Genomic DNA, 18581 nt, shown 5'->3' with positions numbered 1-18581 from the left:
GGCATTCAAGCAAATAAAGATACCACCCGTCGCGCCCAGGCGCAGGCACGCGATTGACTGACTGGGTCACCGCAGGCTCCTGACGCTTGGCCGCTCGTTGAGTGAATCGATGAAAGTCACCAGGCTCGCCAACGGCATGGGCCTCGCCAAGCCAAAGCCCTGAAAGGCATCGCAGTGATAGTCCAGCAGTTGGCGATGCTGATCAGAGGTTTCAACGCCCTCTGCAACGACGTTCAATCCCAGGTGATGGGCCATGGAAATAATGCCTTTGACGATTGCGCTGTCGGCCTCGCTTTGATGCAGTTCGTGTATAAAGCTGCGGTCGATTTTCACCGTATTCACCGGCAGGTGCTTCAAGTAGCTGAGGCTTGAAAAGCCCGTACCAAAATCATCGATGGAGACCCGAATATCCATATTGCGCAAGGCGCGCAAGGTATCGATGGCGACCTCGGTGTTTTCCATCAGAATCCCTTCAGTAATCTCCAGCGCCAGCTGCTGAGGCGGCAAGCCGGTGTCCGAAAGCGTCTGTTGCAGGGTGGCGAGAAAATCCACGCGCTGAAATTGCAACGGCGATAAATTCACAGCCACCGCCAGATTTCCCCGCCCTTGCTGGGCGAGGGCTTGCATATCACGGCAGGCGCGGTTCAACACCCATTCGCTGATCGGCATGATCTGACCGGTGGCTTCCGCCAGCGGAATAAAACGCGCCGGCGAGATAAACCCTTTTGTCGGGTGCGGCCAACGCAGCAAGGCCTCAACGCTGACGAGCTGGCCGTTGCGGTTAAGCAGCGGCTGATAATACAGTTCAAACGCCTGGCTCTCGATGGCCTCCTGCAGTTCGTTGCGCAACACCAGCCGCTCGCTGGCGGTATCGTTAAATGCCGCCGAAAACCATTGATAAGCATTGCGCCCCCGCTGCTTGGCTTTATACATCGCCATGTCAGCCTGCTGGATCAGCATTTGCGGCTCTAATAAAGCCTCCTCACTAATGGCAATGCCCACGCTTGCGGTCAGGTATAACTCGTGCCCCTCAATACAATAAGGACGCGACAGCGTCGCCAGCAGCCGATCGGCAACCTCCACCACATCGGCTTCATCGTTGACCCATGGGTGCAGAATGACGAACTCGTCGCCGCCCAGTCGCGCTACCAGGTGGTATTCATCTACCGCGCTGAGCAGTCGCTTGGCCACCTCCTCCAGCACCCTGTCGCCGACGGCGTGCCCCAAGTTGTCGTTGATCGGCTTGAAGTCATCCAGGTCGACAAACAGCACCGCGACCCGATGTTGCTGCGATTGTGCTTTCGTAAAGGCATCAATCAGGGTTTCTTCAAAAAGCGAACGATTGGGCAGTTGGGTCAGGTCATCGTGGGTCGCGTGATAGGCTAGCCGCGCCTCGAAGGCTTTGTGTTCTGTGATGTCGTGCTGCACGCCCACGAAATGGGTCAACTGCGCATCGGGGCTGCGCACCGGGGCGATATACAGATCATTCCAGAACAGGCTGCCATCTTTGCGGTAATTGCGTAGGGTCACATGAATATCACGCTGATCGCTCAACCGCTGACGAATTTTCTCAACAGTCTCTGGGTCAGTCTCCTCGCCTTGCAGGAAACGGCAGTTGCGGCCCAGTATTTCCGCCTGCTCATAGCCCGTCATCTCGGTAAAGGCCTGATTAGCATAGACAATCGGCAACCCCGGCTGCGTAGCATCGGCGATGACCACCCCGTTAACGCTGGCTTCCACGCTGCGCTCTAGGGTGCGCAGACGAGACTCCTGCTGCCGCTTATCGGTAACCTCCTGGGCAATCCCATAAAGCCCCTGAATCTCGCCGTCGATCACGATGGGCAGATTGATCAGGTCCATAATATGCGGTTCGCCAGCGCGATCACGGATAACCAACTCGTAACGAATGATGCTGCCCTGCATGACGGATTGGTAACGCTGATTGACTAAATCGATGTCTTCATCGTAGATAAAACAGTTGAAGTGGCTACCGACAATCTCCTCAACCGCGTAGCCGCTAATTGTCGCGCAAGTGGCATTGGCCGTGGCGAAACGGCCTTGCTCATCAAGCGAAAAAACCGCATCCGGGTGGTGGGTGAACAATGAGCGGTAGCGCTGCTCGCTTTCCTCGAGCGAGCGTCGGACCTGAAAACGCTCAACCGCCAGCGCCATTAGCCCAGCTGCCTTGTCGATCAGTAAGTTATCTTGCTCAGTAGGCACCCTCAGTCGGTGGGAATAGGTCGCGAAAGTCCCCAGCAGTTGGCCATTGCTGCCCATCACCGGGCTCGACCAACATGCGACCAATCCCGCTTGCCGGGCAACGTCATGATACCCTTGCCAGCGCTCATCGTTGGCGATGCACTCACTGATCACCTGGCTACGCTGGTAAGCCGCGCTGCCGCATGCGCCCATTGAAGGCCCAATGGCCACCTTCTGGATAGCTTCTCGGTAGACATCGGGCAACCGCTTACCCGCCGCCAACGTAAGGTGCGTCTTCGCTTTATTCGCCAGCATGACCGAACACAGCGAACCAGGCAGTTGGCGCTCAAGCAACTGACAAAGGCTTTCCAGAATATCGTCGAGGGGCGCCTCCTGGGCGATCATCCGCTGTATATGCTGCTGGTCCTCAAGGGTTTGACGCGCCTCGGCAAGTTCTCTCGCCCGAGCGACAATGGCCTCGACAAGCCCCAGGGAAAACGCCAGCAGGCCGCTTAACATTAGCCCGACCATGGCCACGATGACCGGCATGAAGCCCGCCAGATACCAGTTGTAATGGCTGCCCGGAAACGCCTCCAGATCCAGGCTAACCCCACCGGGCAACCCCGTCTTACGGGTGGCCAATGCCATATCGGGATTTAACGTTGTGTCGGCATTAAACCCAGGTGGGTGGAGCATCAGCAGTGAGTTATCGTCACGGCTAACGTTGACCTGAAACGGCCCCAGCTCAAGGCGCAGCTCGTTATTGAGCATGACGGCCAGATCAAGGCTGGCCACAAGCTGTTGGTCCTGCTGAGGAATCGGCACCGTCAAGAGCGCCGCGCTGGGCATCTGCTGATCGCTGATCATCAGGCGGGCCCGACTAAACGGCACGGCCAGCCACGCCTGTATTGCGGGCTTGTCGAGCTGTTGTTGAAGCCACTCCCCACTGCTCGACGTGCGCCACTGAGTCCAGGTGGTGCGCATGTCGTCATCCACTAACGCCATAGCCTGCAGGCTGGGCGTATCGCGCAGATAGCTCTGCCCATCCTGGGTCAGCAGCTCGCTGTTGAAGTCACCTGGATACGCATCGATGCGCTCGGCCATACGCTGCATCAAGCTTAGCCGGGCGTTCATCGCCTGCTCGGCATTGATCTGAACATTATCAAGCAGGTACATGGCTTGCTGCTGGGTGGTCGTGAACTGCTGCAGACTAAGTATCCACCAGACCACGCCGCTAACGATAACCCCCGCCAGGCCGGACAACGCTGTCAAGCGGCTCAGTTGCAGGGTTTCGGTGAGGCGACGGCTGGCGACCCCAATCTTGGCCGCCCCCAGCAGCAGCATGAAAACCACCACGCCCACCGGCGACGATGAAAAAATCGGATGATCCAGCTCAACCCCTACCCACAGCCTGGCCAATAGCAGCCCGCCAAACAGCCATAGACCAATCCCGGTGGCCAGCCATAGCCAACGCCGCCGGGCAGTTGAGCACCCCCACCATAAACACAGCGCCACCGCTAACAACGCCCCTGCTCCCAGGCTGGTCATGCGTTCCTGACCCGTTAGCCAGGAGGATAACAGCGAGCCGGAAGACGCATTGTGGCTAAGGGTGTACAGCGATATTCCCATTATCCCCAATGCGCACAGCCACCGAACACGCCGCCAGCGTTGAAGGGTGGCCAGCACACCAATGCTTGCGAGACAGGTAGCAAGCGCAGCATCCGGCACCAGGGCAACGGCAAACAGCGAGTGGGTATCAGACACGCCATACAAAACGTCTACCACGCCCATCAGAAGCAGGGTTGCGGCGGCCATCATTAGTAGCGTGTCTAGCGCAAGGTCGCGGGCATTGATCGGCACGAGGACAGTTTCTCCTATGGGTGTCTCACTTCACACTGGCTAACGTGAGAAGGCTATTTCCTCGGTCAACGATTGGAGCACTGTGTACTGATCGTCAAGATATCGGGCGTAGTCATCCAGGGGGCGATAATCCACCAGCGAACCATGCGCCTTCTCGATCCGACTGGCCAGCTCAGGGTTCTGGATGGCTTGGCCAAAAGCCTCAGCCAGCCTCGCCAGGACCGTGACCGGCGTTCCGGGCGGCGCAAAGAGACCGCGATTGGTGGTATTGACAAGATCGATGCCTTGTTCCCTGAGGGTAGGCACTGTCGGCAGGCTAGCCAGCCGCTGCTCACCCGCAACGCCCAGCGGGGTTAAAGCCCCAGCTTCAAACAGACGCCCGGCAGATGGTAAATTGAGCATTGAAAAATCGATCTCGTGTGCAAGCAGCGCCTCGACCTGAGAGCCGGTATCGGGATAGTGGATAATCTCGACGGCTTCGAGCGGAATATTGGCCTGACGGAAAAAATGCAGCCAGAAAAAATGGTCAGTGGAGCTGGGAATCACCCCAAAACTAAGCTTCCCAGGTTGTTCTTTGACCAGCATGGCAATATCACTGGCCCGCTTGGCATCATGCCCGGTGTAGGTCGCAGGGATATTCACCGTTCGAGTGAGCAAAGCAATCGGCGAAAAGGCGTGATGAGAATAGGCAGCAAGACCGGCAAAATAGGATAAATCGATGGTTTGGTGACTGCCCAGAAGGGTATGGCCATCAGGCAGGGCGTTTTTGACGAACTGGGAGCCACGGGTTGCGCCGCTTCCCGCCATGTTGACCGTCACAATGGGCGTATCCAGATAGTCTTGAGCGTACTCCGCGATATCGCGAAACAGCACATTGGTGGCGCCTCCGGTTCCAAAGGGCACTACCAGGGTAATTTCCGAAGCAGGAAAGCCGTCATCCGCGCAGGCAATGCTTAGCCAACCCCACAGCCAACAGCCTAGCCACCAGCGGTTTAATGTTATTGTTCCAGGCAATGCCATCGCTTTTCCCCACCATGCTAGTCGTTATGCTTGCCTGCGTCACTCAACCGCTGCATTGCCTGAGCTAACGCCTAATGCCTTTCCTCAACCGCATTTTCTGCCGCCTGCCGGGCATGGATCAACGCACTTGTATGACGATTATTACGCTATATCGGCAGCTCGGCGACTTGCGTGAGGCATTCATCTTCAACAGTTAGCCGAACAGCGTAGCAGAGTCGCGGAATCGCCTCATGATGTACGGAGCGTAAGATTAAGTGTACTTCATCAACGCGCCTTGTGGTCATCATGCGAAAGACGATATGCGTTTTGTTTAGGGGATAGGCGGTAAGTTAGGTATAGTGGTAGCGCACTAACATCAGACAGACGGAGTACGAATCACGATCGATCATTCTTTCCAAATTGCAGGAGGTTCTCCCTATGAAGGTTTACAAACCCGAGTGGCAGTGCACGTTTAGCGTAAACGAAGGCGCGGAAGAATCAGCTGGCTGGAAAGATAGAATCGCGTGGCGTCTAAGAGGGGTCGCAGATTGGTTAGAGGGCGGTGGACGTACGGTAAAAATTGACTATCGCGTGACGCCGACCATTAGCCAACACGAGGTTGATACCTGCCTGGGTAAAGGCTTTGAAGTGACCCAGCGCTTGCTGTCTCAATTAGCACAACAGCAGGCCTGTGAAGATGTGATGCGCCATGCCAAAGCTGAGCTTTATGTAGAAGATACTCAGCATTGATACGGTAATAACTGTCCCACCCGACACCGGGTGGGACACCCGCCGATTTTACTCCCGACGTTCCGTCGCTTGCTGCAACGCCTCTGTCATGTTGTCCAAGAACACCGTGCACGCTTCCAACTGACTGCGCTCGACATATTCATCCGGCTGATGCGCCTGGGCAATGCTGCCTGGCCCCAAGATGATCGTCTGTAAGCCCTGCCCCTGAAACTGCCCGGCCTCTGTCGCATAGGCCACCGCGTGGTCGCAGCATCCTGCTGGCAAATGATCTTTCGCCAGGCGTAGGACTCGGTCATTATCACGATCCGCCAGCCCCGGCACTGTCACGTTCAACGCCTCGGTCGTGATCTCGACCTGCTTGCCTCTGGCCTGCAGCTCAGCGCTTAGCTGGGCACAAAACGCTTCATAGCGGGCATATATCTCGTCAAACGTATCCGTCGGCAGGTGGCGAATCTCCCACTCAAACTGGCACTCCCGCGCCATGATATTGATCGCCGTGCCGCCTTTGATTTTGCCGACGTGCAGGCTGGTATGGGGCACGTTGAAGGCCTCATCGACACGGCCCTCTTCTACCAACGCCGCCATGGTGTCCTCGATAAAGGTCACCAGTCTTGCCGCGACGTGAATCGCCGAGGTGCCCTGGTTGACCTGGCTGCTGTGGGCTTCGCGCCCGGTGACGGTGGTGCGTAGGTTCGTCGCGCCCTTTTGTGCCACGACAGGCTGCATGCTGGTCGGCTCTCCGACAATTACATGCGCGGTGGTCGAGTAATGCTCGTAGAAACGCCGAATCAGATCCGGCGCGCCCACACAGCCGATTTCTTCATCGTAGGAAAACCCCAGATAAACAGGTTGCTTGAGTGGCGCGTTCACCCACTCGGGCACTTTGGCCAGGGCGCAGGCAAGAAAGCCTTTCATGTCGCAGGTGCCGCGCCCGTATAACCGACCATCGCCACCATCGCGCAGAGTGAAAGGGTCGCTCGACCAGGGCTGACACGCCACCGGCACCACATCCGTATGCCCAGATAGCATGACACCGCCCGGCGCATCGGGGCCGATACGGGCAATCAAATTGGCTTTATTGCCACACGGGCTCATTACCCGCTCGGCTTCCACACCATGGGAAGCCAAGTAGTCTTCCACATAGCGGACCAGCGCCAGGTTGGATTCGCTCGAGGTGGTATCAAACGCCACCAGCCTTGCTAACAGTCGCTCCGCGTCGCTCATCATGCCCTTCCTGTCATTGGCTATCTTGCTTGCCAGCCTATCACCCCGCCCCCGGGACGCCTACATCGGCAAGTTGTCATGGGTAGTTCATCTGGCGTTCACCTAAACGTCATCTACACTTTTTACAGTCTATGCATCCAACAACCTTAACAAACGCATGGTACTGCCTGATTCATTTCAGGCCCACAAGGAGCTTTTATGTCTCGTTTTACACTGCACGCGCTTGCCGTTGGGGTAGCGACTGCCAGCCTCAGTTTCTCTGCTCACGCCACTACCGAAGTAGACTGGTGGCATGCCATGGGCGGTGAGTTGGGTAACATCCTCGAAGGCATCACCGCAGATTTTAACGAATCGCAGGATGACTATCGGGTCACGCCCAGCTACCGCGGTACCTATACCGAAACCATGACCGGTGCGATCGCTGCCTTCCGTGCCAATGAGCAGCCGCACATCCTGCAGGTCTTTGAAGTCGGCACCGGCACCATGATGAACGCCGAAGGCGCCATTTATCCCGTGCATGAGCTGATGGAAGCTCACGGCCGTGCTTTTGATAACAATGACTTTCTGCCCGCCGTCGTCGGTTACTACACCGACACCAACGGCGACATGCTGTCGTTCCCGTTCAACTCCTCCACCCCGATCATGTACTACAACCGCGACATGTTCGAGGAAGCCGGCCTGGATCCCGAGCAGCCCCCCGAGACATGGGAAGAAGTGGTGGGTTTCTCTCGCCAACTGGTTGATTCCGGCGCAGCCAGCTGCGGTTTTACCACCTCCTGGCCAAGCTGGGTAATGCTGGAAAACTTCTCCGCCATGCATAATTCGCCGTTAGGCACGCTGGAAAATGGCTTTGGCGGGATGGAAACCGAGCTCAATTTCAACAACGAGCTGGTTGCTCGCCACTGGGATAACCTCCACGACTGGCAGGAACAAGACATCTTCCGCTGGGCTGGCCCCGGCACCGGCCCTGACTCTGAACCGATGTTCTATTCCCAGGACTGCGCGATTTTCTTTGGCTCTTCTGCTTCACGTGCGGACGTCGCCGCCAATTCAGAATTTGACGTCGGCTTTGGCATGCAGCCCTACTACGACGACGTAGAAGGCGCACCGCAGAACTCGATTATCGGTGGCGCTACGCTGTGGGCGCTGCAAGGCCATAGCGAAGAAGAGTACGCAGCCGTTGCGGCATTCTTTGAGTATCTCTCCCAGCCAGAGGTTCAGGCCGACTGGCACCAGCAAACCGGTTACCTGCCGATCACCCAAGCCGCGTGGGACCTGAGCGAAGAGCAGGGTTATTACGAAGAGAACCCGGGTGCGGATATCTCGCTTGAGCAGATGACCCTTAACGAGCCAACCGAGAACTCGAAAGGCCTACGCTTTGGTAACTTCGTGCAGATCCGCGACATCATCTCCGAAGAAATGGAAGCCGTGATGACCGGTGAAAAATCAGGCCAGGAAGCGACGGACGATGCGGTGGAGCGGGGCAATGACCTGCTGCGCGATTTCCAATCCGCTAATCAGTAACTAACTACTCACTTCGCCGCCTGCCCTTTGGGGTAGGCGGCGCTGTCGCTTATATGTGAGTTGCCCATGCAAACCAAACGCATGACCTTTCCAGGGCGCTGGCTGCCTTTCGCGCTGCTGGCGCCTCAGGTGATCATCACCCTGATCTTTTTTATCTGGCCAGCCGGTCAGGCGCTGTATCAATCGCTGTTGCGCGAAGATGCCTTTGGGCTACGCTCGACGTTTGTGGGGCTCGAAAATTTTGCCCGCCTTTTTCGCGACGGCAGCTATGTGAACTCGCTGTCGGTGACTGTCGTGTTTGCCGTGGGAACCACGCTATTGTCGATGTCGGTGGCCCTGCTCTTGGCCAGTACCGTCAACCGCATGATTCGCTCACGCAGCACCTACACCACTCTGCTGGTATGGCCCTACGCCATTGCACCCGCGCTTGCCGGCGTCTTGTGGTGGTTTATCTTCAACCCTTCCATTGGCATTGTGCCCTATATGCTGGAAATGGTGGGCTACAGCTGGAACCACCGCAATTCAGGCAGCGATGCCATGCTGCTGGTGATTTTAGCCGCCGCCTGGAAGCAGATCTCCTACAACTTTCTGTTTTTCCTGGCAGGCATGCAGTCCATACCACAATCACTGATTGAAGCGGCCTCCATTGATGGCGCCAGCCCCATCAAGCGCTTCTGGACGATTATTTTCCCCCTGCTCACGCCCACCACCTTTTTCTTGATGGTCGTTAACGTGGTCTACGCCATGTTCGACACCTTTGGGATTATCCACGCCACCACCGAAGGCGGGCCGGCACAGGCTACCAACATCTTGGTTTATAAGGTGTATGCGGATGGCTTCATAGGGCTGAACCTGGGTTCTTCCGCCGCTCAGTCGGTGATTCTGATGGTCATCGTGGTCGCGCTGACCGTGATCCAGTTCCGCTTTATAGAGCGGCGCGTTAACTATTGATAAGCACGTTTCTACGTCCTCGTTGCCCGGCCTTGAGTGACCGTCCTTTCTGGAGATAGTACAAGATGGTTGAAAACCGACCCTGGGCCAATTGCTTTGCCCATACTGTGTTGATCATCGGCGTGGCGCTGGTGGTTTTCCCCGTGTATATCGCCATTGTGGCGTCGACCCAGGCACCCGACGCGTTACTGCGCGACACCCTGCCGTTGCTGCCCGGCAGCTATGGGATCGAAAACTATACCCAAATGTGGCAATCCGGCGTGTCGTCGGCCAACTCTCCCCCCGCCGCGCTGATGCTGTGGAACAGCTTTGTGATGGCCATGGCGATCACCGTGGGCAAGCTGTTTATTTCGCTGCTATCCGCCTTTGCCATCGTCTACTTCCGCTTTCGCTTCCGGATGTTCTTTTTCTGGCTGATCTTCGTCACTCTGATGCTGCCGGTGGAAGTACGCATTATTCCCACTTTTCAGGTGGTCGCTAACCTCAATATGCTCAACAGCTTTGCTGGACTGTCGATCCCGTTGATTGCCTCGGCCACCGCGACGTTTCTGTTCCGCCAGTTCTTCATGACCATTCCCGAAGAGATGCTCGAAGCCGCGCGGGTGGACGGCGCGGGGCCCATGAAGTTCTTTAAAGACATCCTGATGCCGCTTTCGGTGACCAATATCGCCGCGCTGTTCGTGATCATGTTTATCTACGGCTGGAACCAATACCTCTGGCCGCTGCTTATTACCACCGACCCCGACTACACCACCATCGTGATGGGTATTCAGCGCATGACCTCGGAAGAGAACCCCCAGTGGCACCTGGTGATGGCGGCGGTGGTCATGGCCGCGCTGCCGCCGGTATTAGTGATTTTGTTTATGCAACGCCTGTTTGTGAAAGGCCTGACCGAGACGGAGAAATAACATGGCCAGCATTACCCTGGAGGGAATAACGAAGACCTATACCGGCGATGTTCAGGCAGTCAAAGGCGTTGACCTGCAAATCGAAGATGGCGAATTTGTCGTACTGGTGGGGCCTTCCGGCTGCGGCAAATCTACCCTGCTGCGCATGGTGGCCGGGCTTGAAACCATCACCGACGGCACGCTCAAAATCGGCGAGAGAATAGTGAACAAGCTCGAACCCGCCGAGCGTGATATCGCCATGGTGTTCCAGAACTACGCGCTCTATCCGCATATGACGGTGTACAACAACCTCGCTTATGGCCTGAAAAACCGCGGTTTCAAAAAAGACGAGATTGATAAGCGCGTTCAAGTCGCCGCCAAGATGCTCGAGATTGAGGAGTTTCTCGAACGCAAACCGCGCAAGCTTTCCGGCGGCCAGCGCCAGCGGGTGGCCATGGGCCGCGCCCTGGTTCGCGACCCGGCAGCGTTTCTGTTCGACGAGCCGCTTTCCAACCTGGACGCCAAACTGCGCGTGCAGATGCGTGTCGAGATCAAGCAGCTCCAGCGACGTTTGAAAACCACCAGCCTGTATGTGACCCACGACCAGTTGGAAGCCATGACCCTGGGTGACCGCTTGGTAGTGCTAAACGCCGGGCAGATCGAGCAGGTGGGCACGCCCATGGAGATCTACGCCCGCCCCGCGACCATGTTTGTGGCCGGGTTTATCGGCTCTCCCGCCATGAATATGCTGCCGGTGGACTACCTGAAGGCTCAAGGTGCCAATGGCCTGCTGAATAACCTGCCAGATGGCACCGATACCGTCGGCATTCGCCCGGATGATATGCACTTAGCGCCGCCCACAGCGCCTCACTTAACCGTCGACTCAACGCTTGCACTGTTTGAAGCCGCCGGGGCCGAAAGCCACCTGTATGTGAACCTCGCCGACAGCGACCAGCCCACGGTCATCCGCGTCTCGGGCCAACCGCCGGTCGCCGAAGGCGAGACCCTGCGTTTCTACGTGACCCGCGACGCGCTACATCCTTTCAATAGCATCACGGGGCAGCGGACGGAGGTTTGAGTTGGCTGTGATCAGGACTGCTTGTTGAAAAGCCATCATAGCGGAGCGTAGCGGCGTTCATATCACTGTCATGGTTGACCGTTAGCGTGCCATTAAAGGCCTGACTAAACGGTGACCATAATGGCTAAACAAAGGCGTAAACCGCTTAGCGAAGAAGAAATTATCTACTTGGTGGAGCTGGCGAACGGCAATGCGCTGGCAAAACAGCGCAGGCGTGAGCGCAAGGACTCACGCCCGCTCCGCACGCCGTCACCAGGGGAGTGACTCGCCGTTGCTGTGCCAAAATCCACCGCTGTTGTCGAGGTTCAGTGCCTCAATCCGCTCGGCAATGCCAAGCGCGGCATCCTGCGGGCTGATAAATCCGCCAAAATTGACCATGCGCGTTTGCACATAGCCGGGATGCAGTTGGGCCACCGCAATGCCGTGCGGCTTTAAATCCATCGCCAGCGATTTACCAAAGGCATTGAGCGCCGCCTTCGACGCACGGTACCCATAGCGGCCGCCCGAGTCGTTATCCGCGATGGACCCCATGCGGCTGGTGATATTGGCGATCTTACTGCCTTTGCCGAGATTGGGCAGCAGTGCTTCCGCCACCCGTAGCGGCGCATAGGCATTGATTTCCATCTGCTCGCGGATACTGTCGAAATCAAGGCTGCCCAGGGATTCATCGCGCAGCAATCCGGCATTGTTGATCAACAAGTCCAGCGTCTGGCCCTTCAGGGCCTCGGCAAGGCTGGCAACATCATCAGGCTGAGTGACATCAATCGACTCGATCACCTGATCCGTCACGCGGTCCAGCGCTTCGGATGACTGGCGGCAAACACCGATAACGCGATAGCCTTCATCAAAATAGTGCTCTGCCAGCGCCAGCCCGACACCCCGGTTGGCCCCCGTGATTAACACCGTTGATTGCATCGGTAACTCCCCATTGATGGAACATGAACCACGGCTACATCGTACATCCTTGCCGCCCCCTTATGCTGGCGTCTTTTGCACACTGACAGGCACCTGACTGTCATCGCTTATTCACCTGCCTGTCTTAGGCATGTCATGCCCGCCGCCCACACTGTGTATCAATAGACAAGAGGGCGGATAGCACATGCGGCTTTGCATCGTCAGTGAAACATGGGCACCCGAAATCAATGGTGTCGCGCACACCCTGAGCCGGCTCAGCCGCGAGCTTGACCGCTATCAGGTCCGCATTGATGTGATTCGGCCAAAGCCGCCGCTTGCCGCCAAAGCATCTCAGGCACTGGCTGAGCTACAAGTGCCTCGCTTTGCAATCCCTGGCTACCGCGATGTTCAGGTGGGCTTTTGCCGACCCGCGACCTTGCGCAAGTTCTGGAAAGCGCAGCGCCCTGATGTGATTTACCTGGCCACCCAAGGCCCGCTGGGCTGGTCGGCACGCTTGGCAGCACGGCAAATGGGCATTCCGCTGGTGGCGGGCTGGCACACCAATTTCGACCACTACTGCGGCGATTACGGCGTTCCCTGGCTCGCCTCGGCAACTCGCCGCTATTTGCGCTATTTCCACAACGGTTGCGGGTTAACCCTGGTGCCTACCCAACTGCAGGCCGGTCAACTTCGCCAGCAAGGCATCCACGACGTTGCGGTGATGTCACGCGGCATCGATGGTGAGCGTTTTTCGCCTGCACACCGCGACCCTGAATTACGCCGTGCCTGGGGCGTTAACGACCATCAACCGGTGGCGCTTTACGTCGGGCGGCTCGCCGCAGAGAAAAACCTCGCGTTGCTGCAGGAAACCTATCACGCGATGCGTAACGTCCGCCCTGATATGGCCCACGTTATCGTTGGCGATGGCCCCGCAAAGGCCCAACTTGAAAGCGCGCTCCCGGATGTCCATTTTACCGGATTTATTGACCCCGACGCGCTTGCCCGACATTACGCAAGCGCCGACCTGTTCATCTTCCCCTCGCTTTCCGAAACCTGGGGCAACGTGGTCAGTGAAGCCATGGCCAGCGGGCTCGCCGTGGTGGCCTATCGGCACGCCGCCAGCGCCGAGCTGATTCACAGCGGCTATAACGGCATTACCGTGCCCATCAACGACGCTGCGGCCTTTTGTCAGGCGGCGGTGACCCTGTGCCAACACCCGGCGGACTATGCCAAATACAGTCGGCTCGCCCGGCTGAAAGCCCTTGAGCAAAGCTGGGCGGGCATTGCCCGGCAGTTTCTTGATTATCTTCTAGAGGCCCAGGAGGCTTATCATGCGACCCCGTCCCCTCGTCGTATTCGATCGTCTTGATTTGCTGGAATGGCAGTTTTGCCAGCGCGTGTCGCGCCTATCGCTCTACCGCCCCTGGCGACTGACCCTCCAGGCCGCCAGCCGGTTGGGAGATTGGCCGGTCTGGGTGCTGCTGATCCTGGCGCAACCCTGGCTTCAGCCTGACGGCGCCTGGCGGGTAGTGCAGTACACCCTGATCGCCAGCCTCGCCGTCGCCATTTACCGGCTGGTGAAAACCCGTCTGTGCCGTGAGCGGCCGTATATTACCTATCGCAGCGGTATTCAATGCAACGCACCAGCCCGGGATCGCTATAGCTTTCCCAGCGGACATACCATGCACGCCGTGATGTTCAGCGTGCTGGTCGCCGCCCACACCCCCTGGTTACTGCCGGTGATCATCCCCCTGGCGGTGCTGATTGCGATATCCCGGGTTGGCCTGGGCCTGCACTACACAAGCGATGTGATCGCCGGCGCTGCCATGGGCTATGGTTTTGCCCTGCTCAGCCTTTACCTGATGGGCTAATCGGTTAGCGATGGGTCATCGACCAGACGCAAAAAAACCACCTCGCCGAAACAAGGTGGTAATTTCGCATCGTCGCCATTCCATGGCAGTGATGTTTAGCGTGTCCTTACGCTAAAGCGGGGAGTGCCCATTCCTTTGAATGTTCCATTCATTATCACTCGGCTTCCTGCCTTCCTTTCAGTACCGTGACACTCCCCTGACCCGCTTTACCTTTCTACTAACGTTCTACTTCCTACCTCTACGACTTGCCTTTCTACTGCTTATCTCTCTACTGCTTCCTTTTCTACTACTTACCTTCCAGCCCATTACCTTCCAACCTTCCAACACGAGAGCAAACTTCCTACATAACAACTTTCCTGCGTAACAACATTTCTGACCAACCGATTTGACCTGTATGACGGTGACGTTAATCAATGCGAATAAAAAAGCATCCATGACATTTCGCATACAACCCTAACGAAGCAGACATCAGGCCAAGTGGGCTTAAAGAAACAAATACTTATTTAAAACAGTCACTTGAATTAATACACGATAGTGCATTCATCGCCCCAGTGGCGCATAAAATATGTAGCGTTATGACACATGCGACATAAAGTCATGGCGATACAAGCCACGCCTTAAACCATTGGTGTGTCGCCAAACCGCCAACATTTGCTAATCTAGCTAATACCCCAATGACGGGGACTTGCCTGGAAGGAGACTCCCATGAAACGCGCGACTGCCATTGGCATTATCTGCATTACCACCTTACTGCTGGTCAGCGGCTGCAATACCATGCGCGGTGCAGGCGAAGACATCGAGCGAGGTGGAGAAGCCATCCAGCGATCAGCGAGCTAATCACTTTATGCTAACGGTCTACCTATCACACGGTTTGGAAAGCGGCCCCGGCGCGCTAAAAATGCAGGCCCTGAAAGGCATTGCCGAAAAGCTCGACGACTGTGAAGCCGTCGTGATGGATTATCGAGAACAACCCGAGCCCCAGCAGCGTCTTCAGCACCTGCTGGCGACGCTGACAGATCGGGGCGATGACCCCGAGCGCTGTGTTTTTGCCGGTTCAAGCCTGGGCGGCTGGCTAAGCGCAGCGGTCAGTTCACAGCAGCCCGTCCTGGGCTGCTTTTTATTGGCCCCGGCCATCGGCCTGCCGCATTATCCGGAAACCGCCCCCTCGCTCCAGGCCAGCTGCACTCACGTGATTCACGGCTGGCAGGATGATGTGATTCCACCCCGTCCGGTCATTGACTGGGCAGAACGTCAGCGGCTGTCGTTGCGCATGGTAGATGACGATCATCGCCTCCACGAAAGCCTTGATACCCTGCTCAGCGACTTCGACGCTTTCCTGACGCGTTGCAGCGCCGTTTTGCACGCCAGTTCGATTGCCTGTTCGCGTGACTAAAAGCTGTCGCCGCATTAGACAAACGCTCCCCAAAGGTGTACAAACAATGTACATATAAAAGGAGAGCGTCCATGTTTGGCCCTTTCAAGCGCGACCCGAAAAAGAAGCTACAGCAAGACTACGAACGCAAGCTGCAGGCTGCCATGGAGGCATCGCGTAATGGCGATATGCGCGCAAACGCCACCTTGACGGAAGAAGCCGATGCGCTCCTCGCTGAAATCGAGCGCCTTAAGAAAGAAGGCAAGTAGCGTTAGCCCTTGCTTTACGCTACTCGTCCGCCAGCGCAGGTAACAGCGTTTTCAGCTTGCGAGTCAGCGTATTGCGTCCCCAGCCCAGCAGCTCAGCGGCCTCGCCTTTACGCCCGCCGGTGTGCTTGAGCGCGGTTTCTATCAAGATGCGTTCGAAATCCGGTACGGCCTCTTCCAGCAAATGGGTATGGCCTTCCGCCAGGGCGTGATCCGCCCAGTCGCGAAAAGCGCTGCGCCAATCGCCATGTGCACTGGACTCCGAGGCGCTGGGTGAGCGCAGTTCCGTCGGCAAATCTTCCACCAGCACTTCACGCCCCGAGGCCATCACCGTCAGCCAGCGGCAGATGTTTTCCAACTGGCGAACATTACCCGGCCAGGGCAGGCGGGTTAGATGTGCTTCTGCTTCAGGGGTCAACACCTTCACATCCGTGGACAGCTCTTTGGCCGCCTCGGCCAGAAAATGACTCGTTAGCCGCGGGATATCCTCACGACGCTCGGCCAGCTTCGGCAAGTGGATGCGAATGACGTTCAGGCGGTGAAACAAGTCTTCCCGGAAGCGCCCATCGTCGACCAGTGATTCAAGATTTTGGTGAGTGGCCGCGATAATCCGCACGTCGACTTTTGTCGGCGTATGCCCCCCCACGCGGTAAAACTCACCGTCGGCCAGTACGCGCAGCAAACGCGTCTGGGTTTCAGCCGGCATATCGCCAATTTCATCCAGAAACAGCGTACCGCCATTGGCCTGCTCAAAGCGCCCCTGACGCTGCGAGGTGGCGCCGGTAAAGGCCCCTTTCTCGTGGCCAAACAGCTCGGATTCGATCAAATCCCGGGGAATCGCCGCCATGTTCAGCGCAATAAACGGTTTGCCCTGACGCGGGCTGTGCTGGTGTAGCGCCTCCGCAACACGTTCTTTACCGGTGCCCGATTCGCCGTTGATCAGCACGGTAATATGCGAGTGCGACAGCCGCCCGATCGCCCGAAACACCTCCTGCATGGCAGGGGCTTCACCAATAATTTCTGCATTGAGCCCCTCCGGCACCGTGACCGGGCGCTGGCGTTCGCGAGCATGGGCAATGGCGCGACGCACCAGCGCCAGCGCCTCATCAACGTCAAACGGCTTGGGGAGATACTCGAAGGCCCCGCCCTGATAAGACGCCACGGCGCTGTCCAGATCCGAGTGCGCGGTCATCACGATGACCGGCAAATCGGGGTGAGCCTCGCGTACCCGGGCCATCAGGTCCAGCCCATCGATCCCCGGCATGCGAATATCGGTCACCAGGACATCCGGCGGGCTTTCGATCAATCGCTCAAGGGCCGTATCAGCACGCTCGATACATTCAACATCGAGATCGGGTTGCGCCAGCGCGCGTTCAAGTACCCAGCGAATCGCACGGTCATCGTCAATTATAACGACCCGCGCAACATCATTACGGGCAGGCTCAGTCATGACGCTTCTCCGGTGGAATTAATAACCAAGGGAATCAATAAACGAAATTCGGTGCGCCCTGGGCGTGAGTCGCATTCGATCAGTCCTTGATGTTGGTGCAAAATTGATTGGGCAATCGACAGGCCCAGCCCGCTACCTTCGGCACGGCCCGAGACCATCGGATAAAACAGGGTTTCTTGCAGAGAACCGGGAATGCCCGGGCCGTTGTCGATAATGCCCAATTCGCTGACCAGGCGGTGCCGCTCGGCGCCCAGCGTAAACTGGCGGCGCGCACGGGTGCGCAGCACCAGTGTCGGCGTCGGCGTCTCAGCATCGCCCATGGCCTGAACCGCATTGCGCGCCACATTCAGCACCGCCTGGATCATCTGCGCTTCATCGCCGAACATGTCCGGCAGACTGGGATCGTAATCGCGCTGAATATCAACCCACGAATGCTCGGCAATCAGCAATGAACGCACGCGTTCGAGCACCTTGTGAATGTTGACCGGCTCGTGCTTGACGATGTAATTGGGCCCCAGCATGGAATCCACCATGTCGCGCAGCCGGTCGACCTCCTCGACGATGATATGGGTAAATTCACGCAGCGCCGGGTTATCCAGGTCGCGCTCGAGCAACTGCGCCGCGCCACGAATACCGCCTAGCGGGTTTTTGACTTCGTGGGCTAGGCCACGGGCCAGCACCTTGATGGTTTCCTGGCGGGTGGTGAGCGCTTCCTCGCGGGAAATCTGCATGAGCCGGTCGCGGGGCTCTACCTCCAGCAACAGTTCCGTTTCAGACAGGGGTGTCACCGTGTAGTCGACGGTGAGCTGGTCGCTATTCAGCGGCGTAATACGCGCTTCGCGCTGGGTAAAGGGATGAAAGGCATCGCGGGCTTTGGCCAGCACCTCGTCGATGCTTTCATCACCGCCCAGCATCCCGTCAAGGCTCATCCCCTGCACACGGCTCAGGCTCACGGCAAACAGCGCCTCTGCGGCAGGATTCATCCAGCGCACATTGAGGCGGCCGTCCAGCAGCAGCACCGCCGTGGTGAGGTGTTCAAGTAAACGCTGGTGCATGGTGGTGTCTTGCAAAGTCGCCTCATCCATTATCTTGGGTCAGCCTTCCGCTGGAAAGATGTAGAGAGAACTGCAAAAAGCGCGCCAAATGCGGCAGCGCGCTGATTTGCACGGCACTTGCGCCGTTTAGCGGTGCATGGCGAGCCGTTTTAGCGCAGGCTACCACCTCTTCCAGCGACTAGATGCACCATAATGGCGCAT

Annotated in this window: 17 protein-coding genes; 11 read left to right on the top strand and 6 right to left on the bottom strand. The window is 57.4% G+C overall.

Annotation, left to right across the window (positions count from 1 at the left end; genetic code table 11):
* Positions 1–66: 66 nt before the first annotated feature.
* Both HXW73_RS01170 and HXW73_RS01165 read right to left on the bottom strand, forming a co-directional pair.
* Positions 67–4059 (bottom strand): bifunctional diguanylate cyclase/phosphodiesterase, encoded by a 3993-nt coding sequence (locus HXW73_RS01170; protein WP_186254523.1) that lies wholly within the window; start codon positions 4057–4059, stop codon positions 67–69.
* Positions 4060–4098: 39 nt separating this feature from the next.
* A complete protein-coding gene (locus HXW73_RS01165; RefSeq protein WP_186254522.1) occupies positions 4099–5079 on the bottom strand; it encodes a tripartite tricarboxylate transporter substrate binding protein in 981 nt (326 codons plus the stop codon).
* Between the two features lie 417 nt (positions 5080–5496).
* Here HXW73_RS01165 and HXW73_RS01160 point away from each other — a divergent pair, with 417 nt between their 5' ends.
* The gene (locus tag HXW73_RS01160) at positions 5497–5808 is read left to right on the top strand and encodes a hypothetical protein (protein WP_186254521.1); all 312 of its coding nucleotides are present in this window, start codon (positions 5497–5499) and stop codon (positions 5806–5808) included.
* Positions 5809–5856: 48 nt separating this feature from the next.
* On the opposite strand, the gene argE is transcribed toward HXW73_RS01160, so the two are convergent.
* Entirely contained in the window at positions 5857–7032 is a 1176-nt protein-coding gene (argE, locus tag HXW73_RS01155; protein WP_186254520.1) for an acetylornithine deacetylase, read from the bottom strand.
* A gap of 198 nt (positions 7033–7230) precedes the next feature.
* Between argE and ugpB the strand changes: the two genes are divergently transcribed.
* The 5 genes from ugpB (at position 7231) to HXW73_RS01130 (ending at position 11736) form a co-directional block, all read left to right on the top strand.
* Positions 7231–8556 carry a sn-glycerol-3-phosphate ABC transporter substrate-binding protein UgpB gene (gene ugpB, locus HXW73_RS01150; protein ID WP_186254519.1) on the top strand — a complete coding sequence of 442 codons (1326 nt, stop codon included), beginning with the start codon at positions 7231–7233 and terminating at the stop codon, positions 8554–8556.
* Between the two features lie 66 nt (positions 8557–8622).
* On the top strand, positions 8623–9507 hold the full coding sequence (gene ugpA, locus HXW73_RS01145; RefSeq protein ID WP_186254518.1) for a sn-glycerol-3-phosphate ABC transporter permease UgpA: 885 nt from the start codon (positions 8623–8625) through the stop codon (positions 9505–9507).
* A 65-nt stretch (positions 9508–9572) separates the two neighbouring features.
* Positions 9573–10415, top strand: a complete 843-nt coding sequence (ugpE, locus tag HXW73_RS01140; RefSeq protein WP_186254517.1) for a sn-glycerol-3-phosphate ABC transporter permease UgpE — start codon at positions 9573–9575, stop codon at positions 10413–10415.
* A 1-nt stretch (position 10416) separates the two neighbouring features.
* Positions 10417–11472: a sn-glycerol-3-phosphate import ATP-binding protein UgpC gene (locus HXW73_RS01135; RefSeq protein WP_186254516.1), complete on the top strand. Its 1056-nt coding sequence runs from the start codon at positions 10417–10419 to the stop codon at positions 11470–11472.
* 120 nt (positions 11473–11592) lie between these two features.
* On the top strand, positions 11593–11736 hold the full coding sequence (locus HXW73_RS01130; protein WP_186254515.1) for a hypothetical protein: 144 nt from the start codon (positions 11593–11595) through the stop codon (positions 11734–11736).
* Here HXW73_RS01130 and HXW73_RS01125 read toward each other — a convergent pair.
* Positions 11722–12387, bottom strand: coding sequence for an SDR family oxidoreductase (locus tag HXW73_RS01125; RefSeq protein ID WP_186254514.1), 666 nt, complete (start codon positions 12385–12387; stop codon positions 11722–11724). The two genes, HXW73_RS01130 and HXW73_RS01125, sit on opposite strands and share 15 nt — an antisense overlap.
* A 184-nt stretch (positions 12388–12571) precedes the next feature.
* On the opposite strand from HXW73_RS01125, the gene HXW73_RS01120 reads away from it, so the two are divergent.
* The 5 genes from HXW73_RS01120 to HXW73_RS01100 all read left to right on the top strand — a co-directional run bounded on the left by HXW73_RS01120 (position 12572) and on the right by HXW73_RS01100 (position 15878).
* Positions 12572–13735, top strand: coding sequence for a glycosyltransferase family 4 protein (locus HXW73_RS01120; RefSeq protein WP_186254513.1), 1164 nt, complete (start codon positions 12572–12574; stop codon positions 13733–13735).
* Positions 13698–14237, top strand: coding sequence for a phosphatase PAP2 family protein (locus HXW73_RS01115; protein WP_186254512.1), 540 nt, complete (start codon positions 13698–13700; stop codon positions 14235–14237). Before HXW73_RS01120 ends, HXW73_RS01115 begins: the two co-directional genes overlap by 38 nt.
* Positions 14238–14942: 705 nt before the next feature.
* Complete coding sequence (locus HXW73_RS01110; RefSeq protein WP_186254511.1) at positions 14943–15074, top strand: entericidin A/B family lipoprotein; 132 nt, start codon at positions 14943–14945, stop codon at positions 15072–15074.
* Between the two features lie 7 nt (positions 15075–15081).
* Positions 15082–15630 (top strand): YqiA/YcfP family alpha/beta fold hydrolase, encoded by a 549-nt coding sequence (locus HXW73_RS01105; protein ID WP_186254510.1) that lies wholly within the window; start codon positions 15082–15084, stop codon positions 15628–15630.
* Between the two features lie 71 nt (positions 15631–15701).
* A complete protein-coding gene (locus HXW73_RS01100) occupies positions 15702–15878 on the top strand; it encodes a DUF6435 family protein (protein WP_186254509.1) in 177 nt (58 codons plus the stop codon).
* 19 nt (positions 15879–15897) lie between these two features.
* On the opposite strand, the gene ntrC is transcribed toward HXW73_RS01100, so the two are convergent.
* Together ntrC and glnL are read right to left on the bottom strand one after the other, a co-directional pair.
* On the bottom strand, positions 15898–17325 hold the full coding sequence (gene ntrC, locus HXW73_RS01095) for a nitrogen regulation protein NR(I) (protein ID WP_186254508.1): 1428 nt from the start codon (positions 17323–17325) through the stop codon (positions 15898–15900).
* Positions 17322–18380, bottom strand: a complete 1059-nt coding sequence (glnL, locus tag HXW73_RS01090; protein WP_186254507.1) for a nitrogen regulation protein NR(II) — start codon at positions 18378–18380, stop codon at positions 17322–17324. Before glnL ends, ntrC begins: the two co-directional genes overlap by 4 nt.
* Between the last annotated feature and the right edge of the window lie 201 nt (positions 18381–18581).

The sequence above is a fragment of the Halomonas sp. SH5A2 genome, assembly GCF_014263395.1.
Classification (GTDB): domain Bacteria; phylum Pseudomonadota; class Gammaproteobacteria; order Pseudomonadales; family Halomonadaceae; genus Vreelandella.
This window is presented reverse-complemented; position numbering and strand designations above follow the sequence as displayed.